The organism is Longispora albida DSM 44784, assembly GCF_000379825.1.
Lineage (GTDB): Bacteria > Actinomycetota > Actinomycetes > Mycobacteriales > Micromonosporaceae > Longispora > Longispora albida.
In genome coordinates this window covers 579333-603888 of record NZ_KB903814.1, presented here as the reverse complement: position 1 = coordinate 603888, position 24556 = coordinate 579333, and the positions used below count along the sequence as shown (strand labels likewise).

Here is a 24556-nt window from a genome sequence, read left to right as displayed (position 1 = left end):
GCAAGCCGGGGGGTGAGCGATGAATGACACAGTGGTGCGGACTCGACTGTCCACACCGGCCATCCTGCGTGCGGCGATGGCTCTGACCTCTTCTTATGAGGTCGAGGTGGCCTCACAGACCCCCACAGGCCCCGGCTGGTACTCCTTCTCCGGCCTGACCTCCCCGGCCGGACTTCGCCTGCTCGCGGCTCAGGCCGAGGCGCACACCGGTGCGGAGACCCCTGTCGAGCGCAGCGCCGCCCTGGGGCTCGCCGCCGGCCGGGTCGCCTCCATGCTGGCCTTCGCCCTGACCGGAGCCCTCTGCCTCGGCCACGGCGTCCTGGATTTCGAGCCCGGCGCGCTCGCCGTCCGCATGGGTCCCGACGGCCCCGAGGCACTCGGCGTCGCGGCTCACGGCATCCGGGTACTGGAGACCGCCGACCCGGAAGCCGCTCTCGCCGCGCACTACGCCGAACTGGTCGCCCCGCTCGTCGACGGGATCGGCCCGCTCCAGCGCCGGGGCCGCCGGGCACTGTGGACCGACGCAGCGGACCGGCTGATCGGCGCCCTCTTCTACAGCCACCTGGCCCTCGGCAGCCGGGACGCCTCCGAGCACGCCACCCGCCTGCTCGCCGCGGCCCCCGACCGGCTCCGCCACAAGCTCACGCTGATCCCGCTGCCGGAGGCGGTGTGGAAGCAGCGCGCGGTGTGCTGCCTGGCGTACCAGACACCCGCCAAGTCCGGGTACTGCATGACCTGCCCGCATCTGTGCGACTCCGACCGCAGGGGCCGGACGTCGGCCTGGCTGCGCGACCGGCTCGGCTAGCTTCCCGCGCGCTGCCGTCTCCACCGTGATTGCGTGATTCGCCGCCCGCCGGCTGGGGTACACGCCCACACTGGAGAAGGTGACCGAGGCGGAGGTAAGGGATGTCCAGCAAAGATCTGGCGCACGTGCGGGACGAGGACTTCAAGGGGCTGCAGGGCGTCGACGTGGTCGTGACATGGTCCGGCCAGGTGGACGACACCCTCGACATATCGGATATCACCTCGGATACCCCGGCGCAGCTCGGCAAGGTGATCACGGAGCTGACCGAGCGGATCGGGCGCGGCGAGGCGGACGGCTTCCGTGGCGCGGACGCCAGGGCCACGCTCTACCGGCCGGACGGCGAGCCGAACCTGCACGTTCCGTTCATCTCGGCCCCCCGGCTCCAGGACGTCCAGGACCTGGTCGAGGAACTGACCACATTCCAGACCATGTGGGCACAGGCGTAGAGCCGTTCTGGACCTGCGCGGTACGGGCAACGTGCGAACGGTGTTTGGCGCAGGTAACAGACTGCTGGTGAGTCACGATGGACCAAGGTGGCGACCATCAGTGACAACCGGAAACGACCGGCGCGAGGCGGCAGCCCTGTGCCCGGGGCCGCCTGATGGCCATGACCGCGGCACCCCACGACGTGCAGATCGCCAGGGACGGCGAGCTGCGCCGGGTGACCGTGCGGTGCGACCTGGACGACAGCTCGCTGGTGGCCGTGCTCGACGCGGTCGAGCCGCACCTGCTGGCCGATCCCGGCAGGCAGTGGGTGATCGACCTCGGTTGTGTCCGGCGCGTCTCCGTCAGCGGGTGGGCCATGCTGGCTCACCTCGCGCACGTGACGCGGCGCGGCGGGAGGCGGCTCCAGCTGGCAGGCCTGCAACCGGTGGCCGCCGAGTCCCTGGCCAGCAGCGGGCTGGCCGGGGCCTTCGCGGCGGACTGACAACCGGCGGACTGGCGACCGGCTACGCGGTCACGGGCTGGAGGTAGGCGCGCAGCTCGCGTGCCGCGGCGTACCCGGCCCGGTTCCCGCCGATCGTGCTCGCCGACGGCCCGTAGCCCACCAGGTGCACGCGCGGGTCGCGGAGGGCGCGGGTACCGTCCAGCGCGATCCCGCCCGAGTGTTCCCGCAGGTGAAGCGGTGCGAGGTGCGCGACATCCGGCCGGAACCCTGTCGCCCACAGGATCGCGTCAGCCCGGGAAGTGCTCCCGTCAGCCCAGCGCACGCCCTCCGGCGTGATCTCGGTGAACATCGGCAGCCGCTCGTACACGCCTCGCGCGGCTGCGGCCCGCTCCTGCTCGCGGAGGTGCAGGCCGGTCACGCTGACCACGCTCTGCGGCGGCAGGCCGGCCTTGACCCGCTCGGCGACCATCGCGACGGCGGCCCGGCCCTGCTCGGGGCCGAACTTGCTGTCCGGGTCCCGCCACAGCGGCGGGCGGCGCGTCACCCACGTCGTCGAGGCGACGTCGGAGAGCTCGGCGAGGAGCTGGACGGCCGAGTGCCCGCCGCCGACCACGATCACGTGCTGCCCGGCGAACTCGGCCGGCCCGTGGTACCCGGCGGTGTGGATCTGGCGGCCCCGGAACGTCTCCGCGCCCGGGTAGGACGGGATGAACGGGCGGTTCCACGTCCCGGTCGCGTTGACGATGGCCCGGGCTGCGAACGTGCCGGCGTCGGACTCGACCGCGAGCCGCCCGTCGCCGTGCTCGCGGACCGAGGTCACGTGCACGGGGCGGAGGATCGGCAGGCCGAACTGGGCCTCGTAGCTGGCGAAGTAGCGGGGGATGAGGTCGTTGGCCCGGTCGGTGTCCCGCGCCTCGGGTACCGGCATGCCGGGCAGGGTGGAGATGCCGTGCACGTCGTGCATGGTGAGCGTGTCCCACCGGTGCTGCCAGGCCCCGCCGGCCCGGTCGTTGGCGTCGAGGACCACGAGGTCGACGCCCATCCGCTTGAGGTGGTAGGCGGCAGACAGCCCGGCCTGCCCAGCGCCGATCACGACCACAGCCACTTCGCGTACTTCGCTCACCGCGTTCACGCCATCCTCAACATGATCACGGCGGTCTGGCCTTCCCGGGAGTGGCGCCCGCCACGCTCCCGCCGGTCAGGCTCCGGGCGCGGTCACGTACAGGGCGAGCAGTTCGACCCGGGACCGGACGCCGGCCTTGCGGTAGATGTTCGCCAGGTGGGTCTCGACGGTCCGCTCGCCGATGAAGAGCCTGGCCGCGATGTCGCGGGCCGAGTCGCCGGCGACGGCTAGGGCCAGTACCTCGCGCTCCCGCCGGGTCAGGCCGGCGATGGGTGCCTGGCGCGGGGCCCACGGCGTACCGGCGGTCATGCTCGCCGCCAGCGCGGGCCAGCCGGGGTCCGGGCGGGGCGCGCAGCGGGCCAGGTACCCGGCGACGGGCCCGGCACTGCTCACTGCTGGCCCGATCACCACCCACCGGTGGGCGTGCCCGGCGAGCGCGGCGGAAAGGCGGGCCACCGCCGGCTCGTGGCCGGTCAGCGCGGCGGCTTCGAGGAGCAGCACCGCCGTCCACAGGCTGCCCGAGTGATCCTCCAGAGTGGACTCCACCAGCGCCGAGGCCAGCGCGTGCTCCCCGCGCCGCGCGGCGATCAGCGCTGACAGCGCCGTGAACCATGGCGGCTGCGGCGACGGCACCCTGAGGACGGACGGCAGCTCGGCGAGCGTCCCGTTCGCGATGTGCAGGGCCGCGAGCTGGACGATCCGGCCCAGTTCGGCGGCTGGCCCGCTGACCCGGGTACCGAGGTCGAACGCGGCCTCGATCAGGTCACCGGTCTCCGGGGCGCCGGTGAGCAGCGCGTGGTGCGCGCGAGCCTGCGCGGCCCACCAGCGCCCGGCCGGGTCGGTCAGCGGCAGCCCGGCCACTGTGGCCAGTTCCCGGATGGCTGGCTGGACGGCGCCCAGCCCGAACTGGCTCGTCGCGAGGGCGAGCCGGGCCCGGCACTCCTGGAGCGGGCCGGCCGCCTGGTGCAGGGCCGAGACCGCGTACGCCAGGCGGGCGTCGGCGGCGTGCCGGGCGAGCAGCCCCTCGCAGCCGGTGAGGCCGGCCGGTGGTTCCTCGCCCAGCTCGATCGCCAGGCGGGCCTGCGCCGCCGGTCCCGGTACCTCGCGGAGCAGGGCGACCAGGGCCTCGTCGCGGGGCGGGGCGGTGTCGCCGTGCGAGGCCCGTGGCCCGTGGCTGAGCGCGATCAGGCCCAGGAGGTCGTGGTCGCCAGCGTGCCGGGCGTGGCGGGCCGCCGCGTCGAGGGTCTCGCGGCACGGTTCGGCCGCCGAGTACTGGGCGCGGCCGAGGGCGAGCATCAGCCTGGCGAGCTGGCCGCGTGCCCAGCCCGCCCGGACGGCCAGCCGGACGGCCTCACCGAACTGGGCCACGGCCTCGGCTCCCTGTGTGGCCTGGCCCGCCAGTACAGCGGAGGAAATGGCGCGATCGAGCCGCTGCGCGCCGCCGGGGACCGCCGCCGCTACCAGGTGGTGCGCCAGCTCCGCGAGGGTCGGTGCCCGGTCGCCGGTGTCGCCGCTCAGCTCGGTCAGCGCGTCGGCGACAGCCTCGTGCAGTGTGGCCCGCCGCCCGGCCGGCAGGGTGTCGTAGAGGACCTCGCGGATCACCGCCTGCCGGAACGCGTACACCTCGCGGGGGAGCTGGCGCAGCAGCCCGGCCTCGACGCCAGCGTCCAGCGCGGGCAGGGCGTCGCCGGCCACCCGCTCCAGGATGGACAGGTCGAACTCGCGGCCGATCACGGCCGCCGCGGCGAGCACAGCGTGATGAGCTGGCAGGACACGGGCGATGGCCAGCTGCGCGGGCTCACGGAACGCCGCAGGCCAGCGGATCGGCAGCCTCCCGGTGCCGCCGTGCAGCGCGCCGTCCCGGTCGAGCTGCGGCACGACCTCCGCCAGCAGCCGGGGATTGCCTTCGGTGCGGCGGTGGAGTTCGGCGAGGACCGTCGCTGGGGGTGCGTGGTCCAGCATGCCCCTGACGTACTGACCAGCTGCCTGCGCGTCCAGACCCCCGAGTTGTACCGTCACGACGCCCGGCCCCGTCACCGGCAGCGGCTCGTCCCGGTGCGCGGCGAGGACGAGCAGCGGGAGGTCGGCCAGCCCGGCCAGCAGGCGGAGGACGGAGACGGTGCCCGGGTCGGCCAGGTGCGCGTCCTCCAGCACGGCCAGGGCTGGCACGGTGAGGGCGCGCAGCTGGGCGGAGTACAGGAAAGGGTCTTCTGTGACCGGGACCGGCCTGCCCAGGCCGGACAGGATTCCGCGCAGTGGCCACAACGGCGGCGCGCCGGACGCGCACACCCCGCGCGCGATCCGGAACCCGGTGGCGGTCGCGGCGAACTCGCCGATCAGCCGGGACTTGCCGCACCCAGCCGGGCCACCGACCATGCCAAGCCGGAAATGTCCGTCCAGAGTGGCGCTGGCGAGCCGGCCCAGGACGGCCAGCTCCCGTTCCCGCCCGGCGAACTCCACGAAGCCGCCCTCCCCAGCCGCTGAGAAACCGAAATCCGTACCCGGCCGGATGCCGGAGCGCCCCCGCTTCTCTAGGCTCGCTCAGCATAGACACAGATGGAGGACTGGCATGTCGCTCTACCGGGACCTGATCTCGCGGATGGCGATCGACGACGAGTTCGCGGTGCACGCCCGGACCAACCCGGACGAGGTGGCCCGGATCTACCGGCTCACCCCGGAGGAGACCGAGAAGTTCCGCCGGCTCACCGAGGCCCGGCCCGGCACCGGCCCGACCGCGCTCGGCGCCCGGCTGTCCAAGAGCGGCCTGGGCGGCGGCGCGCTCGGCGCCGTGTTCTGGGGCGGGGACAATCCCCTCGCCGGGGTACCAGTCCAGCCCGAGCCCGCCACAATGGACATTCGCGCCGATACGTGGACGCCTGGTCCCGTGCCGCCGCCGGAGCCCGGCATCGCGCCCGTCCCGGACCTCGTGCCCGGCCCCGTGCCAGCCACCGAATCCACGCCCGTGGATGAGGCCGAGAGCACCGCCGTGCTGTACGGTGTCGCGGGAGTGACCGCGGGGGCGGTGATCGGCGCGGCTGCCGCGAGCCTGCTGCCCAGCCCCCGGACCCCCGGTGGACGGGCCGCTGATCCCAGGTAAGACCCCCGCGACAACCCCTCGTCAACGGAGCAAGACGTGAAGACTGAGTCCTGGACTGTGCCCGGATACCGGGAGATACGCGAACTCGGCCGGGGCGGCGCCGGGCACGTGGTGCTCGCCCAGCACGAGACCACCGGTGTCCAGGTCGCCATCAAGTACCTGTCGGCGGAGCTGTGCGCGCAGCCGGAGTTCCTGGCGGGCTTCCGCTCGGAGGCCAGGCTGCTCGCCGACCTCGACGCCCCGAACGTCGTCCGGCTCTACGAGTACCTGGAGACCGGCGCCGGAGCCGCGATCGTCATGGAACTCGTCGACGGCATCGCCCTCCGCGCGCTCCTCCGCGAGCACGGCCCGACCACGCCAGAGGCCGCGCTGTACGTCCTCAAGGGATCGCTGCTCGGGCTGGCCGCCGCCCACGCGTGCAGTGTCGTGCACCGCGACTACAAGCCGGAGAACGTGCTCATCGACGCGACGGGCGCGAGCAAGCTCGCCGACTTCGGCATCTCCGCGCGGGTCGGCAGCCCCGGCATGCCCGCAGGTACGCCGTCCTACATGGCGCCTGAGCAGTGGCACGGCCGCCCGGCAAACCCGCAGACCGACATCTACGCGGCGACCGCGACGTTCTTCGAGTGCGTGACCGGCCACAAGCCCTTCCGGGCCGACACGATGCAGGACATGCAGGCCGCGCACGAGCAGGCCCCGATCCCGGTCGACGCGGCCCCGGAGCCGATCCGTGCCCTGATCCGGCGCGGCCTGGCCAAGGACCCCAACCAGCGGCCGTCCAACGCCACAACGTTCCTCGACGAGCTGGAACAGGCCGCCGCCGTGTACGGCCCGGGCTGGGAACGCCGGGGCCGTGAGGAACTGGCCAAGCGCGCGGCACTGCTCGCCCTGCTGTTCCCCTTCGCCCAGCCGACCGGGGACGGCAGCGCGGTCGCCAAGACCATCCTCGGTCCCAGCCGCAACGCCTGGCTGGGCATCGGCGCGGTCGTGCTGCTCATCGTGGTCACGACCGGCGTGGCCGGCTTCGCGCTGACCAGTAACGAGAGCATCAAGCTGCCCGGCCTGACCTCGACCAACGAGACGGTGCTGACCCCGGACCCGAAGCCGCCCGTGCCGAACTCGGCCGAGCCGTCCCCGACGCCCAGCCCCACGCCGAACCCCTCGGAGACGCCCGCCGCGACGGCCGCGCCGACCGTGCGGGTCACGCCTCCCGGGCCGGGACAGCCACCGCTGCCCGACCCGGGGCCCGGTCCGGTGATCACGCAGGGGCCTGGGCCGGTGACGCCGCCGCCCGGTACGACTCCGCCGCCGGCCAGCCCCACGCCCCTGCCGCCGCCGGCCGTGAGCCCGTACAAGTTCGGGGTCGCGTGGGGGTGCCGGGGCAACTACGTGGAGGCCCGGCCGTCCGGCTACGTCCAGGCGAGCAACGCCGGGGCTTTCAGCCTGAAGTACCAGATCCTCACCGGCACCTCGTCGAGCGACCTGGTGGAGATCGGGGCGACCTCGGGCTCCTACAGCGGCCAGACGATGTACGCGGGGCCGGCCGCCTTCGCGGCGACGAAGCAGGAGAGCCGGCTGATGCAGTTCCGGATCATCCACAACGGCAAGGCCATCTACACCTCTGGCCTGGTGCAGACCTCGTACTGCGAGATCATCAGCTGATCCGGCTCATGACACGGTGGCCCGGGCGCGTGGTGCGCCCGGGCCACCGTGCTGCGCTGCTCTAGTGCCGGTAGCCGTAGCCGTGGTGGCCGCCGTGCCGGTACCCGTGGCCACGGCCGTGCCGGTACCCGTGCCCGTAGTGGTGCGGCGGGGGCGGGTAGCCGTGACCGTAGTGACCGCCGTGGTGACGGCGGCCGAAAATCTTCCGCATGATCTTGTATTTGATCTCGCGTTTGATCATTTTGAACAAGCCCATGCGTCAACTATGACGCGTCCTCGCAAGGACCGGTCACCAGCCAGTACCGGAGTTTGCCGGCCGAGCTGTCGTGAAGCCGACCGCCGTGTGCCTCGATCACCCGCCGGGACCCGACATTGCCGGCTTCGCAGGTGAGCAGTACCCGTTCCAGGCCCAACCCGTACGCGACGGGCAAAGCGGCCCCCAGCATCGCCAGCGCGTGCCCCTGCCTCCGGTGCGCCGGAGCGACCTCGTAGCCGATGTGCCCGCCGGCCTCGCGCAGCCGGTCGTTGAGGGCGTGGCGGATCGTGATGCGGCCCAGGAACTCGGTGCCCTCGGTCCACCAGTACACGGAGCTCGGAACTTCGTCGTGAGCGCGTGGCGTGGCCGGGTCGGCCCGGGCCAGCAGGCCGCCGACGAACGCGGCGAACGCTGCCGGTGCACTGAGGACGGCCGGGTCGCGGTCGAGCCACCGGCCCTCGGCGTGGCAGGCGGGGATGGCGGCGACGAACGAGGCGTGCACCATCATGGACGGAGGGGTCAGGGCAGGCACATCCGGATCGTGCCATGATCACCCGGTGCGGCGGGAGTGCTTTGCCGCCGCGATGCTCGATACCATGAAAGTTGTCGATTTCTCTTCCCGGGTGAGGTGACATGGCGAGAGTTGGCCCGTACACCCTGCTGCACCTGCTCAGTGATGCGCGGATCGCCGAGTCCTGGCTGGCCCAGGACGACAACGGGCAGCCGATGGTGGTCGTGGTCCTCGCCAGCCAGGCCCAGCACGACGAGGCCCGCAGGTCGGCGTTCCTCTACGCGATGGTGTTCGTCAACCAGGCGCTCGCCAGCCAGGGCGTGATCGCCGCCTCGGAGAACACCGCGCACCGGCCGTGGGTGGCCTTCTACGGCGAGAACGACGACCCGGCCCGGCAGCTCTTCGCCGCCATGAACGCGCCGTACGGCTCGGGCCAGCTGCCGGTGATCCAGCCGCAGGCCTATCCGGCGTACGAGCCTCCGCTGAGCTCGCCCCCGGTGTCCGGGACGCCCGTCACCGGGTACCCGAGGGCCTACTACGGCGGCCCGCAGCCCCCGAGCAGGTCGCGGCGGGTGCTCACCGGGCTGGGGGTCGTCGTGCTCGTGCTGGTCCTCGGGGTGGGCGGCGGCTACCTCGCGTTCAGCGGGCTGAGCAGTGCCGGGGGCAAGGACCCGGGCGGGCAGCGCAGCGGCAACCCGCAGGCCCCGCCGGGTGAGCCGGACGCGGCACCCGGTGTCCTGCCGGCCAAGGAGCCGGCCCAGCAGGGGACGTGGCCGTCGGCCTGGTCGACGTTCCAGGCCGGAGACAAGACCGTGCAGTCCGGCACGCAGGCCGACCTTGGCTTCGAGTTCCGGATGCCGGCTGGCTGGGTGTGCGTCAAGCAGGAGGCGAAGGACGGCGGGCCCCTGACCGTCCACTGTGCGGACAAGTCAGCGACGAGCCCGCCGCCCGGTACGGAGTCCGGCGGCGAGATCATCGTCCGGACCTGCGACAACGGCTGCTCCGACACCCGGCAGAAGGAACTGCGGGCCAGGGAGCACGGGTGGGGCCTGCCGCTGTACCGGGCGGACGAGACCACCTACTTCACCCGCAACCGGGAGGCGGCGGGCCCGGCCGGGAAGCAGCAGCAGATGCTCGTCATCCGGTACCTGCGGAGCCGGCCGGGCGGGCCGCTCGACCGGCAGGTGACCCTGAGGATGACCTCGCCGGTCGAGCAGGGCTGGGTGCTGGAGCGGATGGCCAACGAGTTCCGCGCCTCGACCAGCAAGTAGAAGTGCCACCTGCCGGAACCGGATTTTGCGGGAAAACTGCCCCCGGAGCCGGCCATCCGATGCACGATGACCCCAGTCGGGTATCACCGATATCACCGGTATTTTCGGATGGCACATGGAGGCACAGTGAACAAAAGCGAACTGGTCGCCGCAATGGCCCCCAAGCTCGGGGGCAAGACCGCGGCGGCATCCGCGCTCGACGCGGTGCTCGCTGAGATCACCTCCCAGGTCGCCAAGGGCGAGAAGGTCACGCTGCCCGGCTTCGGCTCGTTCGAGAAGCGCCGCCGGGCCGCGCGCAACGGCCGCAACCCGCAGACGGGGGCGTCCATCAAGGTCAAGGCGACCAACGTGCCGGCGTTCAAGGCCGGCACGGGCTTCAAGGAGATGGTGGCGTCCGGCAAGGCTCCCAAGGCCGCCAGGCGCTGAACACGCGGATCCCCGCCCCGGCGTGAGTGCCGGGGCGGGGATCCGCGCGCCGTCAGGGGGCGACGACGGCGGGAACATCCATGTAGATCTCACTGCTGGCGTGGACGGACGAGGCGGCTCCGCCGCCGAGTGCTGTGAGTCCGGCCAGGGCGGCGACCGCCGCGAGCCAGGCGAGCTTCGTCATCGCGAGTTTCCTTTCCTGAACACCTTTACCCGGTACCGAGTCTGCGGCGCCCAGCCAGGATCCCCCGCGATCCCGAACGAACCCGGACGCTCAGCTGCCGACGGCGTCGCGTTCGAGCACGTGGTTGAGGAAGACGCCCAGCCGGTGCCGGAGGCCTTCGCGATCGGTGGCCAGCGCGGAGCAGGCGAAGGCCGTGCAGATGTACGTGCCGACGCTGTTGCCGAACTGCCGCCCGGACTTGCCGGCTTTCCGCGCGGTGAACAGCAGCACCTCGTCGGACTCCCGGCCCTGCTGGCACAGGTTGCACAGTGCCATGCCGCGCCGTGCACCCTCGGAACTGGCCGGCCGCAGCACGATCCCGGTGAGCCTGCCGTCGTGCTCGGCGACGATCACGGCCCGGCCGGGCGCCTTCGGATCGAACCAGCCGAGATAGTCGAGCGCGTCCCAGTCCTGTTCGAGCAGCCCCGGCGGCTGCGCGATGGACTTGGCCTCGCCCTGGGAGCAGTTCACAAAGGACTTCGTGATGGCGGTGGTGCTCAGCGGTGTCATGGATCCTCCCCTTTTCCTCGCTCCTCGCGGAGCCAAGGGGCGAGCTTAGGGAGCGTTCCGGGCTCGTGCCAGTGGATTTCGGCGGTATCCCATGTTTTCGTCGGAAATGGTGTGCAATAGAACAGAGCTCGCCGGCCGGGGCCTGGACGGCATGGGAACCCGCCCAGACCCTGGCCAGCACTCGTACCCGCCTGGGGCCTACGACGTGCGGACGCGGACGCCCAGCGCCTCGTCGTACAGGTCGGCGACGCTGAACACGTTGCGGGTCGCGCCGTCCACTGTGCAGCCGCCCTTGTGGGAGCCGTACGCGGTGTTGTTGAACGACCAGCCGCCGCCGGAGTCGCCGCCGATGGTGGTCCGCTTGGCGTTCATCGCGACCAGCCGGTTGTTGAACACGCCGTTGTTGGTGCACGAGATCGACGTGCGCATCACGGTGTGGCTGCAGTCGCGGGAGTTGGACGAGCGGCCGTACACGCAGACCGCCTCGCCGACCGTGATGTTCGCCCGGGCCTCCAATGCCGCCACGTCGCGTACCTCGGAGGCCGTGGCGTAGAAGTCGTCCGGCTCCGCTGCCGGGGAGGTCTTCCACTCGACGTCACCGTACTGGCCACGGTGCTCGGCCCGGTGGTAGAGCGGGTGCGTGCCGACGCCCGGGTGCACGATCTCGTCGATGCCGTCGCAGTGCCCGGCCGTCGTCACGCCCGTGAGGCCGTCGCTGATCCGGCGCACCGACCAGCCGCTCGTGCAGTTGTTGGCGCCGTCCTTGCGAACCCACATGCCGCCGAACGCCGACTCGTCGGCCGCCACGTCGGTGTCGGTGAGCGTGATCCGCACGCCGTTCTGGAGCGCGGCCGGCAGCTGCGGCCCGACGTCCTCTGCCTTCGACGGCGCGCCCGGCTTGCGGGTCACGACAGCCTCCACTGTGGAGGTCGTCTCGTCGACGGCGGTCACGATGTCGGAGTAGCCCAGCGTGATCAGGTGCTCGTTGAGCTTGATCGAGCGGTCCTCGAGTTCCAGCCAGGAGTAGGGCCGGTCCTCGGCCAGCTCGACCGGGAAGCCTGCCGTGCCGATCAGGCTGCGGATGTGCTCGTCGGCCTTGCCCTTGACGAACAGCGACGGGGCGCCGTCCGGGGTGCCTGCGAGCCGGGCGCCGGCGTAGAGGGCCGGGCGGTCGGTGGCGACGCGGGCCTGGAGCTCCCCGAACCTGTCGGAGAGCTCGCGGTGTTCCCTGGCCTGTTGCAGTGTCCAGCCGCGGGCCTTGGCCAGCAGCTTGAGGTCGGTGAGGGAGTCCTGGCCGGCCTCGGCGCCGGTACCGGGCCCGGATGGTCCCGCTGCTGCCGGGTTCCCGGCGGCCACTGTGGCGAACGCACCCGTCGTCAGCACTGTGGCCGCGACGAGCAGCAGGCTTCTGGCTCTGCGCATAGAGCGCCCCCTTTCGGTATGTAAGGGGACTTTATGCAGGTCTGCGGTCAGGCCACTTGGGAAACCGCAAATTGGACAGACTCTGGAGTGCGCACAGCCACGGCCGCCGCGTACCCGGCCTCCGCCAGCAGGTCGGCCACCACCCAGCCGTCCAGCCCGGACAGGCTCAGCGTGGTCATCGGGACGGGCCGGCCGGTCGCTTTGATCACGGCCTCCTTGCGGGTCCAGTACCGGAAGAAACGGTGTGCCGACGGGGAACCCTGCTCGTCAGGGGAGAAGACGTGCCGGTCCATGCCCGGTGACCAGCCGTCATCGGCCGTCACCTCGACATCGACGCCGACCGGGGCCGGCGCGGCGACCGCGACCACCCACTCGCCGGCGTGCGACACGGAGACGTGCGGCCCGCCGGGGATCACCGGCTTGCCGTGCGGCCGGTCGCAGTCCGGGCAGGACCGTTCGATCCGGACCCCGGCCGGCGGCACGTCCAGCAGTGCGCCGGCCAGGAGCCGGAGGAGTGCCACACCCATCACGTACTGCGCGGGGTTGTGGTGCCCGGGGAGCCTGCTGCGCTCGGCCCGGCTGAGCAGGCCGAGGTGGACCAGGCCAGGCCTGGCCCACCACACGTGACAGAGCATGTCCCTATCGCGACCGGCTGCACGTCAGGGCATAGTGCTTGGTCGTGTAGCCCCAGGCGGCGTTGCAGATCTCGAAGTAGCGGATCATGTTCTCCGCGAGGCCCGGCTGGTGCGCGTTGAGCTCGTCGGCGCGGGCCTTCGCGTTGGTCATCCAGTCGGCGATGGTCCGCCGGTAGTTGTCGGTCAGGTCGTCGACGGCCACCACGGACAGCCCGGCGTCCTCGGCCGCGCGGACCAGGTCGGACAGCGGGCGCATCTCGCCGGAGCCGTAGATGCTCTCCCGGACGAACCGCGTGCCACCCTCCGCGTCGAAGCGCGCGTGCATGCCGGCGTTGCGGAAACAGCTCTCCGACACGTACAGCATGCCGCCCTTGCGGAGAAGCGACCGGGCCTTGCTGTACACGCCGGCCAGGTCGGGCATGTGCACGATCGAGCCGAGCATGGTGATGCCGTCGTAGCGCTCGACGCCGAACTCCGCCGTCTCGAAGTACCCGGAGCGGATGTTCACCCTGCTGCTCAGCCCGCGCTCGGCGGCCAGGCCCCGGATGTAGGCGTGCTGCCGGCCGGCCGGGCTCAGCCCCGTGACCTCGCACTTGTACTCCTGCGCCATGAACAACGGCAGCGAACCCCAGCCGCAGCCGATGTCCAGCAGCCGTTCCCCGCCGCGCAGCCCGAGCCGGCCAGCCACGAAGTGCAGCTTGCGGACCTGGGCCTCGGCAAGGGTGTCCGACGGCGACTCGTAGATCCCGCAGGAGTACTTGCGCATCGGGTCGAGGAACAGCCCGAAGACCTCCGGGTCCAGCTCGTAGTGCTGGCTGGTGTCGGCCGTCCGCATCACTGGGCCTTCTCGATCAGGGTCACCAGGTCGCCGAGGGTCTTCACCGCGAACACGTCGGAGTCCTCCAGCTCCACGTCGTAGCGCTGTTCGATCCTGGCGATCGCGCGCAGCACCTTGACCGAGTCCACGCCGTCGATCCCGCGCAGGTCGCGGTCGGGGCTCAGCTCGGCGGCGGGTACGCCGAACGCCTCGGCGGTGATCTCGGTGAGGGTCTCCAGGGTGGTCATGGGCGCTCCATTCGCATCGACAGCTGCTCGGTCTCGGTGTCAGTCAGGTGCATGTGCTCGCGGGCCCGGTCCATGTCGACGGGCTGGAAGGTGCCGGTCGCGGTGACGAGCAGGGTGCCGTCCCGGTCAAGGACCTCGGCCGAGCCCTGGTACAGCTGCCCGGCGGGGCGGACCCGGGCCACGCACCGGTACTCCTCGCCGACCGACAGCGGGGCCAGGTACCGCAGGCGGATGCCGACCGTGAACGCCGAGCGGCCCTCGCGCAGCACGATGAGGTTGCCCATCACCTCGTCGCAGATGGTGCCGATGACGCCGCCGTGCACCATGCCCGGGTACGACTCGAAGGTCCGCCCCAGCTGGAACGTGCACTCCAGCGCGTCGCCGGCCTCGTGGAAGACGAGCTGGAGGCCGTGCGGGTTGTGCGGGCTGCACCCGAAGCAGCGGTAGTCGCTGAGGGACGCGGCCCAGGGCGTCTCTACGGCCGTCATCCCGTGCACTCGGCGAGCGCCCGCCGGATCTTCGCGTTCGTCGACAGGTCGAAGCCGGTGACCTCGCTGAACACCCGGCGGATGTTGTTGTGGATCTCCTTGATCTCGCCGTCGCCTGCCACCTGGGCCATGAACATGTCGAAGCCGGTGTCGATGGTCTCGGAGTCGGAGAGGGCGTCGAGCCCGCTCTTGAAGACGCTCACCGGGTGCTGGATGTCGCCGGGGGAGACGTAGACGTAGAGCGTCTCCAGTACCGAGGCCATCTCCTCGGGGTGGGTCTCCAGGCGCTTGCGGAGGAAGTACAGGAACTCGCGGGCGTGGCCGGACTCGTCGCGGCTGGCCCGCAGGAAGATGTCCTTGAGCACCGGTTCCTCGACCCAGCGGGAGATGCCGCGGTAGACCCGGTTCACCATGAGCTCGGAGGCGACGTTCGTGGCGAGGGTCGCCGCACGCGTCGAGCCGTCCGGGTACGGCTCGCGCATCGCCCGGATGACCTTCTCGTCCACGTCGAAGTCCGGGTCGACGGCGTGCAGCCAGCTCTTGAAAGCGAAGTGGTGCTGCACCTCCTGCCAGCCCCAGATGATCGCGAAGGTGGGCACGTCGTACTCACCCTCCATGAACTCGTTCAGCAGGCCGTGCGTCGCGGCGACCACATTGGACTCACCGATCACGGCGCTGCGCACCAGGGTGATGTACTCCGGCTTGATCAGGTCGTGCCGGATCGCGGTGAAGTCGAGGTCCCGGAGCTGCCACTGGTGCTTCTCGTACTGCTTGAAGATGTCAAGACTGTGCAGTCGCACGATCGCTCCCTGAGTTGATCTTTTGCAGCATGGCGAGGCGTTGCAGCTTCCCGCTCGTGGTGCGCTCGATGGACCGGGGCGGCAGCAGGTGCACGGCCAGGCTGCCGGAGCCCGCCAGCCCGAGCACCCGGCCGGCCAGCTCGGTGATCTCGGTGTGCAGCCTCACCCGGTCCGGCCCGCTCAGCCTGGTCTCGGCGGCGAGCACCATCGTCTCCCCGTCGGCGAGGGCCACCACCCGGCGCTTGTGGATGCCGGGCAGGTCGCGCACCGCGCCCTCGACGTCCTCGGGGTAGAAGTTCTCCCCCCGCACGATGATCATTTCCTTGATGCGGCCGGTGACATGCAGGTCACCATTTCTCGTGTACCCGAGATCGCCCGTCCGCAGCCAGCCGTCGGCGGTGAACGGCTGCTCGGCCGCCAGATACCCCTGGGTCACCGGCCGCCCGCGCAGCTGTACCTCGCCGACGACACCGTCCGCAGTGGTCCCGTCGATCCGCAGTTCGAGTCCCTTCACGGGCGGCCCGACGTTCGCGATCGCCCGAGCCCGCGTACCGGCGGCGGGCTCGGCCACCCCGTCCGTCGCCAGCCGCGCCGCGTCCACCCAGTCGAAGGACGGCTCCCGGCCCAGCGGGGGGAACGTGGCGGCGAGGGTGGCCTCCGCCAGCCCGTACACCGGAAACATCGAGGAGGCCCGGAAGCCCGCAGGCGCGAAACGGTCGCAGAAGGCACCGACCGACGCGCTGTCGATGGCCTCGGAGCCGTTGAAGGCGACGCGCCAGCGGCTCATGTCGAGCCCGTCCAATGTGGACTTGGCGAAGGCCTGGAGCAGGTAGTCGTAGCCGAAGTTGGGCAGCGGGCAGATCATGTCGTGCCCGGTCGCCATCAGCTCACGCAGCCAGTTCTGCGGGTTCTTGACGAACGAGACCGGCGACCATATGTACATCGGCAGGCCGCTGAGCAGCGCGCTGAGCGAGCCGAACAGGCCCATGTCGTGGTAGAGCGGCAGCCACACGGCCCCGGCGTCGCCGGGCCGGCCCATGTCGACGCCGGACGCGATGGCGTCGAGCCCGCCGAGCACGTTGTCCTGGCTCAGCAGCACACCCTTGGGGCTGGCGGTGCTGCCGGACGTGAACTGGACGACGGCGATCGATGACGGGTCGACGATCGGGAGCTTGCGCCGGTCCTCCGGGCCGTCGAGCTGGCCGGCCCGCAGCAGCGTCACGCCGGGCAGCAGCTCGCCGAGCGCGTCGATGAGGTCGGTGAAGCCGTCTGTGACCACGACGTGCCGGATGCCAGCCACCTCGATCACGCGGGCCAGCCTGGCCACGTACAGCTCCAGGTCGCGCAGTGCGACGGGGAGTGGCAGCGGGCAGGCGGCGGCCCCGATCCGGCTCAGCGCGAACACGGCCCGCAGGAAGGCCGGTTCGTTCGGGCAGAGGATGCCGGCCCTGTCGCCAGGAGCCACCCCGGCGGCGAGCAGGGCTGTGGCCATCCGGACCGAGGCCGCTGCCAGCTCTGGCAGGGTGTCGGCGGCCGAGGCCGTCGGGAACACCGCTGCCGCTGACGGGCTCTTGGCCGCGGCGTGGTCCAGGGTCTCGTGCAGGGTCGGGCCGAACATGTCACCCCCGAAGGCTCTTGGACGGTGTCGACTCTGCCTCATACCCGCTGACCGGACACTGACTCGCAGCCGTACGGTTGGGCGTACAAGCATGCTGAACAGGGATAACATCGGAAACGATGTCCGAGGCGCCTCCGAGCCCGCACGATCGGGCCGCCGTGTACCGCTACCTCCAGGCCCTGGTGGTCGGCGGCAGCTACGACCGGGCCTACGCCGAGGCGGAACGGATCGCGGAGGAGTCGAAAGACCCGCACGCCGCCCTCCAGGCCATGACGTACCAGGCGATCGCGGCGGCCAACACCCGCAGGCTCGACGACTGCGTCCGCATCCTCAGCCGGGCCTTCACGGCCGTCGACGCCCACTGGGACCCGGCACTGGCCGGCGAGCTCCACGTCCTCGCTGCCTGGATCGCCCAGCAGCGCGGCGCCGTCGACCTGGCCGTCCGGCACCTCATCCACGCCCGCCGCACGTTCAGCGAAGCCGACATCAGCGCGATCGGGGTACTCGTCGGCTGGCACGACATCGGCCTGACCTTCTCGTACCTCGGCCTGCACGAGCCGGCCCTCGCGGCACTCGACCAGGTCCAGCGCGGCGAGCTGCTCGCCGGGAACCACTACGACATCGTCGCCCCGGAGGTCCCCGTCCGGTACGCCCTCGCCCGCGACCACCGGGGCGACCCGGCCGGGTGCAGGCGGACCCTCACCGAGATCATCGCGGCGGCGTCAACGCGGCGGGCGCGCGGGATTCCCGTGTTCCCGGCCCTGGACTGGGCGTACGTCGCCTATGCCGTCAAGCGGCTCGCCGCGATGGGCGGAGAGAGGTCCACACTGGACATCGCCGGCTACGAGACCGGGCTCGGCGACGGGCCAGAGGAACGCGACATCGTGGCGATGGCCGGCGTGTGCGACGCCCTCGCGGCCGGCGACGGGGACGAGGCCCTGGCCATGCTCGACACGATCCGGGTCGCCGACCTCACCTTCGGCGCGGCCGAGCCGGCCAGGCTCCGGGTGCTCGCGCACCTCGCCCGGCGCGACCTGCCAGCCGCGATGGAAGCCCAGCAGGCCATGCACCGCCGGGTCTGCGAGCACCTGAGCAGCTACGCCAGCCTGTACGTCGAGGGCGTGTCAGCCCGGATCGACCACGAGCACCTGCGGCACGCCGCCGCCAGGTACGCCGGCGACGCCCGCACGGATCCGCTGACCGGGCTGCCCAACCGCCGCTACCTGCACCGGTACCTCGCCGACCTCGCCCTGCACGGCGCGCAGGCCATGCTCGCGATGTGCGACCTCGACGGCTTCAAGGCGATCAACGACACGCACGGGCACGCCGTCGGTGACCTGGTACTGGAACGGGTCGCGGCGATCATGGCGAGCGCGGTGCGGCGCGGGGACTTCGTGGCCCGGTACGGCGGCGACGAGTTCGTCCTCGTCCTGCCCGGAGCCTCCCCGTCCCAGGCCAGCGAGATCGGCGAGCGGATCGGCGCCGGGATCGAGGGCGAGGACTGGGCCGCCATCGCGCCGGAGGCGAAAGTGACAGTGAGCATCGGCTGGTCCCCGCTGGACGCCCGCGAGATCACGACCGGCATCGAGGCCGCCGACCGCGCCATGTACCTGAAGAAGCACCAGCACTAGAGGAGAACGGCGGCCCGGCCATCATCTCCACATCGGACAGAGCTGCCGTCACCCGCACGACCCGGGCTGTGTACCCGATGCGGAAACTCGACGTCGCCACCCTCGAAGCCGCCTGTAACGGCTGACGGCAAACGAGACGGCGGGCAGATCCTCAGGGATCTGCCCGCCGAAGTCGTGTGATGGCTAGCCCGCTGGGACCTCCACCGTGGACTCGGCCGGTGCCGGGCTCGCCGGGCGGGGCAGGGTGATGGCTGCGAGGGCCGCGCCGGCCAGGGCGATGAGCGCGGCTCCGGTGAAGGCCGCCGAGTACCCGCCGGTCAGCGCCACCTTGTCCCCGAGCTGTGTGGCGCCGTACGCGGCGGCCACCGCCGTCATGCCTGCCAGCCCGAGGGCCGAGCCGACCTGGTAGCTCGTGTTGACGATGCCGGCCGCCAGGCCACCCTCCTCAGGGCGGGCCGCCGACAGCGCGGTACCCAGGGAGGGTATGAACGCCAGCGACATGCCCAGCGCGGCCAGCAGCGAGGGCGGCAGCACGTCGATCCAGAAGGAGCCGGAGGCCGGTACGAACGCCAGCCAGCCCATGCCCGCCGCGAGGACGGCCATCCCGGCGACGGTCAGCGTCTTCGTGCCGAAGCGCGCGATGCCACGCGGGGCGAGGACGATCATGCCGATCATGATGAGTGCCGTCATCGGCAGCAGGGCCGCGCCGCTGGGGAAGGCCGAGTAGCCGAGGACCTGCTGGAGGTACAGGTTCAGGAAGAACCACATCGGGATCCACGCCGCGCCGAGCAGAGCCTGGGCGAGGTTGGCCGCCGCCAGTCCGGGGCTGCGCCAGATACCGAGGCGCATCAGGGGGTTGCGGCGCCAGGCCTGGATCACGACGAACCCGCCGAGCAGCAGTACCGCGGCCGTCAGCGCGCCGATCGTGCCCGCGTCGGTCCAGCCGCGCTCGGGAGCCGCCACGATCCCGTACACCAGAGCCGCCAGCCCAGCGGTGACCGTGGCCGCGCCGATCAGGTCGACCCCGCCCCGGCTGCGCGCACCGGCGGGCATCAGTACCGGGGTCAGTGCGACGGCGGCCGCCGCGACCGGGATGTTGATGTAGAAGACCCACTCCCAGGTCAGGTACTCCGTGATGACGCCGCCGAGGAAGACGCCGACCGTGCCGCCTGCCGGTGCCGCCGCGCCGTAGACCGCGAGGGCCTTGGTCAGGTCACGTGGCGTACTCCCGAAGAGTGTCATCAGGAGTGTCAGGGCCGCTGGTGCGATCAGTGCAGCGCCCAGGCCCTGGACGGCCCGCCCGGTCAGCTCGGCCGGTACCGAACCGGCTGCCCCGGCCACCGCCGACCCCGCGAGCAGGATCGCCCAGCCTGCCGTGAACAGCCGCCGCGCTCCGAACAGGTCGGACAGCCGGCCGCCGAGCAGCAGGAGCCCGCCGAACGCGACGACGTACGCGTTGAACACCCAGGACAGGTTGTGCGGTGTGAAGCCCACGTCCTCCTGGATCCGTGGCAGCGCCACCCCGATGATCGACGTGTCCATGATGACCATGAACTGGGCTGCCGCGATCAGGCCCAGTGCCTGCCAGCGCCGGTTTCCAGTACGCATGACGGTGTCCTCTCCAGCCGGGGGTGGTACCCCCTGGGGGTATCTGCGAGCCGAACGTAACATACCCCTGGGGGGTATATCCACAGTGGCGTGGGACACGTGCCGCCGGACGGGTGCGAAAATTTCTCTGCTGGCGGCGATGAGTTCCCCGCGCGCCGCCGGTCTACCCCTGGGAGAGCTTCCCCGTCCGGACGGGGAACGAGAGACACGAAGGGCCGAGGTCATGGCTGAAACCCCCGCCAACGACGAGGACTTCCTCCGGCAGGCCGACCCGTTCCGGCGGGAGCTGCTCGCGCACTGCTACCGCATGGTCGGCTCCGTCCACGACGCCGAGGACCTGGTCCAGGAGACGTATCTGCGGGCGTGGCGGGCGTACCACAAGTTCGAGGGCAACTCGTCCCTGCGGACCTGGCTGCACCGGATCGCCACCCGGACCTGCCTCACGGCCCTGGAGACCCGGACCCGCCGCCCGCTGCCGACCGGCCTGGGCGCGCCGAGCTCCAACCCGGCCGACGACCTGGTGCAGGGCGGCGAGGTGCCGTGGCTGGAGCCGATCCCCGACGCGATGGTGTCCGGTAACGACCACGCCGACCCGGCCGCCGTGGTGTCCTCGCGCACCAGCATCCGGCTCGCGCTGATCGCGGCTCTCCAGCACCTGCCGCCGCAGCAGCGCGCGGTGCTGCTGCTCCGTGAGGTGCTCCAGTGGAAGGCCGCTGAGGTCGGTGAGCTGCTCGGGATCAGTACCGCGGCGGTGAACAGCAGCCTCCAGCGGGCGCGGGCCCAGCTCGGCAGCGTCTCGGTGTCGGAGGAGGAGATCGCCGAGCCCGACAACACGCACAACCGGGAGCTGCTGGAACGCTACGTCGAGGCGTTCGAGAAGAAGGACATCGCGGCGATCGCCAGCATGTTCACCGCGGACGCCGTGTGGGAGATGCCGCCGTTCACCGGCTGGTACCAGGGTCCGGCCGACATCAGCTACCTCATCGACAACCAGTGCCCGGCGCGCGGGCCCGGCGACATGCGCCTGGTCGCGACCGAGGCGAACGGGCAGCCGGCCTTCGGCCTGTACATGCTCGGTGAGGACGGCGTGCACAGGCCGTTCCACATTCAGGTGCTCACCATCACCGACGGCAGCGTCTCGCACGTCGCTGCGTTCTTCGAGCCGAAGCTGTTCGAGACCTTCGGCCTTCCGGCTGTCCTCTAGCCGGAATCCACTGGGGAGAGAGGGAAAATGACCAGCACCGAGCCCGACGCCGCGCTGACCGGGGGAGTGTCACTGCTGGAGCGGGCGATCACGTACCTGCTCGGCAGCCTGCACCGGATCGGCCCGGACGACATGTCCAGGCCCACGCCCTGCGGGCGCTGGGATCTGTGCGCGCTGCTGGTGCACGTCAGCGACTCGCTGCTGACGTTGCAGGAGGCGATCGGCGACAGGTCTTTTTCCTCTCGTACCCGGCACGAGCCGCCGGCCACCATCACCCAGCTGGTCCGCACCCAGGCGACCAGCCTGCTCGGCGCCTGGGTGCAGGCACCCGGCAGCGCGGACCTCGTATACGTGGCCGGTGGCCGGCCGGTCACCGCCACCCTGGTCGCGGCGACCGGCGCGCTGGAACTCGCGGTACACGGCTGGGACATCGCGCAGGCGTGCGGGGCAGCGGACCACCCGATCCCGGCTCTGCTCGCCGACGAGCTGCTCGAACTGTCCGCGCTGTTCGTGACGGCCGCCGAGCGGCCCGGCCAGTTCGCCCCGCCGGTACTCGTGCCGCCGGCGGCGGGGCCTGCCGACCGGCTGGTCGCCTTCCTCGGCCGGGTGCCGCTGGTCAGCTCCGGCCGCTGACACCGCCTGCTCGCCTCGTACTTTGGGCGGATACGCCGCCGGGCCAGCCCTCGTACCATCGGGCGGTGCCCGCTCTCCTGCGTTCGGTCTGGGCCGAGCCCCGGCCCGCCGACCCGCCCCGCCGTACCTGGCGCGACTGGGCGCTGCTGGCCGCCGTCTGGCTGCTCGCCCCGCTCGAAGCCCGGTACCGGCCGGGGCTGGCCGAGCCGGGCTGGCCGCTGGCCGTGGCCGTGGGGCTCGCGCCGGCGTTGCTGTGGCGGCGGGCGTATCCGCTGCTGACGACCGCCGTCACGTACCTGGGCTCCGGTGCCGTCGCCTTGTTCGCCGCGCCCGGCCAGCCGGACATGTACGCCACGGTGTACTTCGTCCTCTTCCCCTATGCCCTGTTCCGCTGGGGTTCGGGGCGGGAGGCGGTGGCCGGGTTCGGGGTGCTGGCGGCTCACGTGCTCGGCTCCCTGGCACTGTCCAGGACGGACATCGCCGGGGCGGCCGGCTCGCTGGGCGTGCTGGGTGCCGCCGCCGGCCTGGGCGCTGCCGTCAGGTACCGGGAAAAAGTGCGGGCGAGAGAGCTGGAGCGGGCGAAACTCCTGGAGCGGGAGAGCCTGGCCCGGGATCTGCACGACACGGTCGCCCATCACTTCTCGGCGATCGCGATCCGGGCGCAGGCCGGGCTGGCCGTCGCGCCCGCCCGGCCGGAAGCGCCAGCCGAGGCGCTGCGGCTGATCGAGACCGAGGCCGCGCGGGCGCTGGCCGAGATGCGGGCGATGGTCGGCGTGCTCCGCCGGGACGAACCAGCCGAGCTGGCCCCCGTCCCGGGTGTCGCCGACATCGCCCTGCTCGCTGACCAGCCCGGACCGCCGGTCGGCGTGCGGCTGGCAGGCAGGCTCGACGACCTCGCCCCAGCCGTCGGCTCCGCCCTCTACAGGCTCGCGCAGGAGTCGGTCACCAACGCCCGGCGGCACGCCCGGCACGCCACCCGGGTCAGCATCCTGGTCGAGGCCGGTGACCGTGACGTCCGGCTGAGCGTGTCCGACGACGGAACGGGGAGCGCTGGCGGCGTGCGGGGCTTCGGCCTGACCGGCATGATCGAACGAGCCGAGCTGCTGGGCGGCACCTGCGAGGCCGGCCCGGCACCGGCAGGTGGCTGGCTGGTCAGCGCCGTGCTGCCCAAGATTCCCCATGCGCCGTCGAGGAACGGGGTGCTGGCATGACGATCCGGGTCATCGTCGCAGACGACCAGGAGATCACCCGGACCGGGCTGGTGATGATCCTCGATGCCCAGCCCGGGATCGAGGTCGTGGGGGAGGCCGGGGACGGGCTGTCCGCCGTGGAACTCGCCCGGCGGCTCCGCCCGGACGTGTGCCTCTTCGACATCCGCATGCCCGGCATGGACGGGATCGCCGCGACGCGTGCCCTGGCCGGTCCCGACGTCGCCGCACCGATGGCCGTCGTCGTCATCACGACCTTCGACCTCGACGAGTACGTGTACGCGGCGCTGCGGGCCGGGGCGAAGGGCTTCCTGCTCAAGGACGCCGGTGCCGCGATGCTCGCCCAGGCCGTCCACGCCGCGGCGGAAGGCGACGCGCTCATCTCGCCACACGTCACCGGCCGGCTGCTCAAGGCCTTCGCCGAGTCCGGGCCGCGTGATGCGCCGGCCCAGCCGATCGACCCGCTGACCGGCCGGGAGGAGCAGGTGCTGGCCGCCGTCGCCGGCGGGCGGACCAACAGCGAGATCGCCACCGAGCTGTACATCACCCTGAGCACCGTGAAGACCCACGTCGCGAGCCTCATGACGAAACTCGGCGCGCGCAACCGGGTCGAGATCGCGATGTGGGCCCACCAGACCGGCCGGAAGTACGACCGGGGAGCCGTACCGGGGACTGGTCCGGCCGGAGCCTGAATGCCGATGATCCGGACCGGCCCCGGCCGCCACGATCGAACCCTGCCACCACAGAGGGGACCCGATCGTGAACAGCCGCACCACCACCCTCCGGGCCTGGGCCGCGCCGGCCGGGCTGATCCTGCTCGGTCTCGTACCGGCACTGGCCGGCGGCGTGCGCGTCGCCGAGCTGGCCTCGGGGCCGGAGGTGACCGAAGCCAACGCCCGGTTCGTGGCCGCCCCGGTACCGGTCCTGCTGCACATCGTCGGCGCGACCGCCTACGCACTGTTCGGCGCGCTCCAGTTCGTCCCGGCCCTCCGGCGGCGGTCCTGGCACCGGCGAGCCGGCCGGCTGCTGCTCCCTTGTGGACTGACCGTGGCCGGTAGCGGGCTGTGGATGACCCTGTTCTACCCGTGGCCGCCGTCGGACGGGACCCTGCTCTACCTGCTCCGGCTCGTGTTCGGCACGGGCATGCTCGCCTCGCTGGTCCTCGGGCTCGCAGCCGTGCTGCGGAAGGACTACGGCACGCACCGGGCGTGGATGACGCGGGCGTACGCGATCGGGATCGGCGCGGGGACCCAGGTCATCACCGCAGGGGCCGGCCCGCTCCTCACCGGCCAGCACGGCGTGACCGCCCGAGCGCTGTTCATGGGCGCGGGCTGGACGATCAACCTGGCTGTCGCGGAGTGGCTGATCCGCCGCGAGCCGGCCAGGCGGCGGCGAACGGGCAGCCCGGCCCGGCAGCCAGCGCCGGCCCAGGGCTGACCGCGCGAAGTCGTGGCGCTGAGCGGGCTGGCGG

At 71.9% G+C, this 24556-nt stretch carries 26 protein-coding genes and 1 pseudogene; 13 read left to right on the top strand and 14 right to left on the bottom strand.

Annotated elements, in window-relative coordinates; translation table 11 throughout:
- Positions 1-19 precede the first annotated feature (19 nt).
- The 3 genes from A3G1_RS0106950 (at position 20) to A3G1_RS0106940 (ending at position 1733) form a co-directional block, all read left to right on the top strand.
- Positions 20-805: a (2Fe-2S)-binding protein gene (locus tag A3G1_RS0106950; protein ID WP_157640955.1), complete on the top strand. Its 786-nt coding sequence runs from the start codon at positions 20-22 to the stop codon at positions 803-805.
- Positions 806-906: 101 nt separating this feature from the next.
- A complete protein-coding gene (locus A3G1_RS0106945; RefSeq protein ID WP_018348746.1) occupies positions 907-1251 on the top strand; it encodes a hypothetical protein in 345 nt (114 codons plus the stop codon).
- A 161-nt stretch (positions 1252-1412) separates the two neighbouring features.
- Positions 1413-1733 (top strand): STAS domain-containing protein, encoded by a 321-nt coding sequence (locus A3G1_RS0106940; RefSeq protein WP_018348745.1) that lies wholly within the window; start codon positions 1413-1415, stop codon positions 1731-1733.
- Positions 1734-1755: 22 nt separating this feature from the next.
- Here the strand turns inward: A3G1_RS0106940 and A3G1_RS0106935 are convergent, their stop codons facing one another.
- The gene (locus tag A3G1_RS0106935) at positions 1756-2817 is read right to left on the bottom strand and encodes an FAD-dependent oxidoreductase (RefSeq protein ID WP_211216233.1); all 1062 of its coding nucleotides are present in this window, start codon (positions 2815-2817) and stop codon (positions 1756-1758) included.
- Between the two features lie 75 nt (positions 2818-2892).
- Entirely contained in the window at positions 2893-5277 is a 2385-nt protein-coding gene (locus tag A3G1_RS0106930; protein WP_018348743.1) for a LuxR C-terminal-related transcriptional regulator, read from the bottom strand.
- Positions 5278-5386: 109 nt separating this feature from the next.
- On the opposite strand from A3G1_RS0106930, the gene A3G1_RS0106925 reads away from it, so the two are divergent.
- Together A3G1_RS0106925 and A3G1_RS42090 are read left to right on the top strand one after the other, a co-directional pair.
- Complete coding sequence (locus tag A3G1_RS0106925; RefSeq protein ID WP_026211873.1) at positions 5387-5914, top strand: hypothetical protein; 528 nt, start codon at positions 5387-5389, stop codon at positions 5912-5914.
- Positions 5915-5950: 36 nt separating this feature from the next.
- A complete protein-coding gene (locus A3G1_RS42090; protein ID WP_018348742.1) occupies positions 5951-7576 on the top strand; it encodes a serine/threonine-protein kinase in 1626 nt (541 codons plus the stop codon).
- A 61-nt stretch (positions 7577-7637) separates the two neighbouring features.
- Here A3G1_RS42090 and A3G1_RS41340 read toward each other — a convergent pair whose 3' ends face one another.
- Together A3G1_RS41340 and A3G1_RS0106910 are read right to left on the bottom strand one after the other, a co-directional pair.
- The gene (locus A3G1_RS41340; protein WP_018348741.1) at positions 7638-7832 is read right to left on the bottom strand and encodes a hypothetical protein; all 195 of its coding nucleotides are present in this window, start codon (positions 7830-7832) and stop codon (positions 7638-7640) included.
- A 7-nt stretch (positions 7833-7839) separates the two neighbouring features.
- Complete coding sequence (locus A3G1_RS0106910; RefSeq protein WP_026211872.1) at positions 7840-8364, bottom strand: GNAT family N-acetyltransferase; 525 nt, start codon at positions 8362-8364, stop codon at positions 7840-7842.
- Positions 8365-8465: 101 nt separating this feature from the next.
- Between A3G1_RS0106910 and A3G1_RS0106905 the strand changes: the two genes are divergently transcribed.
- Positions 8466-9614 carry a hypothetical protein gene (locus tag A3G1_RS0106905; protein WP_026211871.1) on the top strand — a complete coding sequence of 383 codons (1149 nt, stop codon included), beginning with the start codon at positions 8466-8468 and terminating at the stop codon, positions 9612-9614.
- A gap of 126 nt (positions 9615-9740) precedes the next feature.
- A pseudogene (locus A3G1_RS33620) lies at positions 9741-10028 on the top strand (HU family DNA-binding protein); the annotation flags it as partial.
- Positions 10029-10092: 64 nt separating this feature from the next.
- Here A3G1_RS33620 and A3G1_RS42085 read toward each other — a convergent pair.
- The 9 genes from A3G1_RS42085 to A3G1_RS33605 form a co-directional block, all read right to left on the bottom strand.
- Positions 10093-10224, bottom strand: coding sequence for a hypothetical protein (locus A3G1_RS42085; RefSeq protein ID WP_018348738.1), 132 nt, complete (start codon positions 10222-10224; stop codon positions 10093-10095).
- A 90-nt stretch (positions 10225-10314) separates the two neighbouring features.
- The gene (locus A3G1_RS33615) at positions 10315-10773 is read right to left on the bottom strand and encodes an FBP domain-containing protein (protein ID WP_018348737.1); all 459 of its coding nucleotides are present in this window, start codon (positions 10771-10773) and stop codon (positions 10315-10317) included.
- Between the two features lie 198 nt (positions 10774-10971).
- Positions 10972-12195 carry a chymotrypsin family serine protease gene (locus tag A3G1_RS0106890; RefSeq protein WP_018348736.1) on the bottom strand — a complete coding sequence of 408 codons (1224 nt, stop codon included), beginning with the start codon at positions 12193-12195 and terminating at the stop codon, positions 10972-10974.
- 47 nt (positions 12196-12242) lie between these two features.
- Entirely contained in the window at positions 12243-12830 is a 588-nt protein-coding gene (locus A3G1_RS33610; RefSeq protein ID WP_085985676.1) for a 4'-phosphopantetheinyl transferase family protein, read from the bottom strand.
- Positions 12831-12834: 4 nt separating this feature from the next.
- Positions 12835-13665 (bottom strand): SAM-dependent methyltransferase, encoded by an 831-nt coding sequence (locus A3G1_RS0106880; RefSeq protein WP_018348734.1) that lies wholly within the window; start codon positions 13663-13665, stop codon positions 12835-12837.
- Complete coding sequence (locus tag A3G1_RS0106875; RefSeq protein WP_018348733.1) at positions 13665-13895, bottom strand: acyl carrier protein; 231 nt, start codon at positions 13893-13895, stop codon at positions 13665-13667. Before A3G1_RS0106875 ends, A3G1_RS0106880 begins: the two co-directional genes overlap by 1 nt.
- A complete protein-coding gene (locus A3G1_RS0106870) occupies positions 13892-14383 on the bottom strand; it encodes a PaaI family thioesterase (RefSeq protein WP_040477674.1) in 492 nt (163 codons plus the stop codon). Before A3G1_RS0106870 ends, A3G1_RS0106875 begins: the two co-directional genes overlap by 4 nt.
- Positions 14380-15183 (bottom strand): ferritin family protein, encoded by an 804-nt coding sequence (locus tag A3G1_RS0106865; protein WP_018348731.1) that lies wholly within the window; start codon positions 15181-15183, stop codon positions 14380-14382. The genes A3G1_RS0106870 and A3G1_RS0106865 overlap by 4 nt, the downstream gene beginning before the upstream one ends.
- Positions 15164-16801, bottom strand: coding sequence for an AMP-binding protein (locus tag A3G1_RS33605; protein WP_018348730.1), 1638 nt, complete (start codon positions 16799-16801; stop codon positions 15164-15166). Before A3G1_RS33605 ends, A3G1_RS0106865 begins: the two co-directional genes overlap by 20 nt.
- Before the next feature lie 119 nt (positions 16802-16920).
- On the opposite strand from A3G1_RS33605, the gene A3G1_RS33600 reads away from it, so the two are divergent.
- Positions 16921-18432, top strand: coding sequence for a GGDEF domain-containing protein (locus A3G1_RS33600; RefSeq protein ID WP_018348729.1), 1512 nt, complete (start codon positions 16921-16923; stop codon positions 18430-18432).
- A gap of 183 nt (positions 18433-18615) precedes the next feature.
- Here the strand turns inward: A3G1_RS33600 and A3G1_RS0106850 are convergent, their stop codons facing one another.
- Complete coding sequence (locus A3G1_RS0106850) at positions 18616-20040, bottom strand: MFS transporter (RefSeq protein WP_018348728.1); 1425 nt, start codon at positions 20038-20040, stop codon at positions 18616-18618.
- Between A3G1_RS0106850 and A3G1_RS0106845 the strand changes: the two genes are divergently transcribed.
- The 5 genes from A3G1_RS0106845 (at position 19958) to A3G1_RS0106825 (ending at position 24522) form a co-directional block, all read left to right on the top strand.
- Entirely contained in the window at positions 19958-21244 is a 1287-nt protein-coding gene (locus A3G1_RS0106845) for a sigma-70 family RNA polymerase sigma factor (protein ID WP_342664489.1), read from the top strand. The two genes, A3G1_RS0106850 and A3G1_RS0106845, sit on opposite strands and share 83 nt — an antisense overlap.
- Positions 21245-21271: 27 nt before the next feature.
- Complete coding sequence (locus A3G1_RS0106840; protein ID WP_018348726.1) at positions 21272-21877, top strand: TIGR03086 family metal-binding protein; 606 nt, start codon at positions 21272-21274, stop codon at positions 21875-21877.
- Between the two features lie 65 nt (positions 21878-21942).
- Entirely contained in the window at positions 21943-23088 is a 1146-nt protein-coding gene (locus A3G1_RS0106835; RefSeq protein WP_018348725.1) for a sensor histidine kinase, read from the top strand.
- Positions 23085-23777: a response regulator gene (locus A3G1_RS0106830; protein WP_018348724.1), complete on the top strand. Its 693-nt coding sequence runs from the start codon at positions 23085-23087 to the stop codon at positions 23775-23777. Before A3G1_RS0106835 ends, A3G1_RS0106830 begins: the two co-directional genes overlap by 4 nt.
- A 67-nt stretch (positions 23778-23844) precedes the next feature.
- On the top strand, positions 23845-24522 hold the full coding sequence (locus A3G1_RS0106825; protein ID WP_018348723.1) for a DUF2306 domain-containing protein: 678 nt from the start codon (positions 23845-23847) through the stop codon (positions 24520-24522).
- Positions 24523-24556: the final 34 nt, after the last annotated feature.

Bases quoted from the DNA above. Each gene is read 5' to 3' on its own strand.
- A3G1_RS33610 (WP_085985676.1), bottom strand. From the start codon at position 12,830: ATGCTCTGTCACGTGTGGTGGGCCAGGCCTGGCCTGGTCCACCTCGGC.
- A3G1_RS0106875 (WP_018348733.1), bottom strand. From the start codon at position 13,895: ATGACCACCCTGGAGACCCTCACCGAGATCACCGCCGAGGCGTTCGGC.
- A3G1_RS0106850 (WP_018348728.1), bottom strand. From the start codon at position 20,040: ATGCGTACTGGAAACCGGCGCTGGCAGGCACTGGGCCTGATCGCGGCA.
- A3G1_RS41340 (WP_018348741.1), bottom strand. From the start codon at position 7,832: ATGGGCTTGTTCAAAATGATCAAACGCGAGATCAAATACAAGATCATG.
- A3G1_RS0106890 (WP_018348736.1), bottom strand. From the start codon at position 12,195: ATGCGCAGAGCCAGAAGCCTGCTGCTCGTCGCGGCCACAGTGCTGACG.
- A3G1_RS0106830 (WP_018348724.1), top strand. From the start codon at position 23,085: ATGACGATCCGGGTCATCGTCGCAGACGACCAGGAGATCACCCGGACC.
- A3G1_RS0106925 (WP_026211873.1), top strand. From the start codon at position 5,387: ATGTCGCTCTACCGGGACCTGATCTCGCGGATGGCGATCGACGACGAG.
- A3G1_RS33615 (WP_018348737.1), bottom strand. From the start codon at position 10,773: ATGACACCGCTGAGCACCACCGCCATCACGAAGTCCTTTGTGAACTGC.
- A3G1_RS0106905 (WP_026211871.1), top strand. From the start codon at position 8,466: ATGGCGAGAGTTGGCCCGTACACCCTGCTGCACCTGCTCAGTGATGCG.
- A3G1_RS0106940 (WP_018348745.1), top strand. From the start codon at position 1,413: ATGACCGCGGCACCCCACGACGTGCAGATCGCCAGGGACGGCGAGCTG.
- A3G1_RS33605 (WP_018348730.1), bottom strand. From the start codon at position 16,801: ATGTTCGGCCCGACCCTGCACGAGACCCTGGACCACGCCGCGGCCAAG.
- A3G1_RS0106840 (WP_018348726.1), top strand. From the start codon at position 21,272: ATGACCAGCACCGAGCCCGACGCCGCGCTGACCGGGGGAGTGTCACTG.
- A3G1_RS0106845 (WP_342664489.1), top strand. From the start codon at position 19,958: ATGATCGACGTGTCCATGATGACCATGAACTGGGCTGCCGCGATCAGG.
- A3G1_RS0106945 (WP_018348746.1), top strand. From the start codon at position 907: ATGTCCAGCAAAGATCTGGCGCACGTGCGGGACGAGGACTTCAAGGGG.
- A3G1_RS33600 (WP_018348729.1), top strand. From the start codon at position 16,921: ATGTCCGAGGCGCCTCCGAGCCCGCACGATCGGGCCGCCGTGTACCGC.
- A3G1_RS42085 (WP_018348738.1), bottom strand. From the start codon at position 10,224: ATGACGAAGCTCGCCTGGCTCGCGGCGGTCGCCGCCCTGGCCGGACTC.
- A3G1_RS0106870 (WP_040477674.1), bottom strand. From the start codon at position 14,383: ATGACGGCCGTAGAGACGCCCTGGGCCGCGTCCCTCAGCGACTACCGC.
- A3G1_RS0106950 (WP_157640955.1), top strand. From the start codon at position 20: ATGAATGACACAGTGGTGCGGACTCGACTGTCCACACCGGCCATCCTG.
- A3G1_RS0106880 (WP_018348734.1), bottom strand. From the start codon at position 13,665: ATGCGGACGGCCGACACCAGCCAGCACTACGAGCTGGACCCGGAGGTC.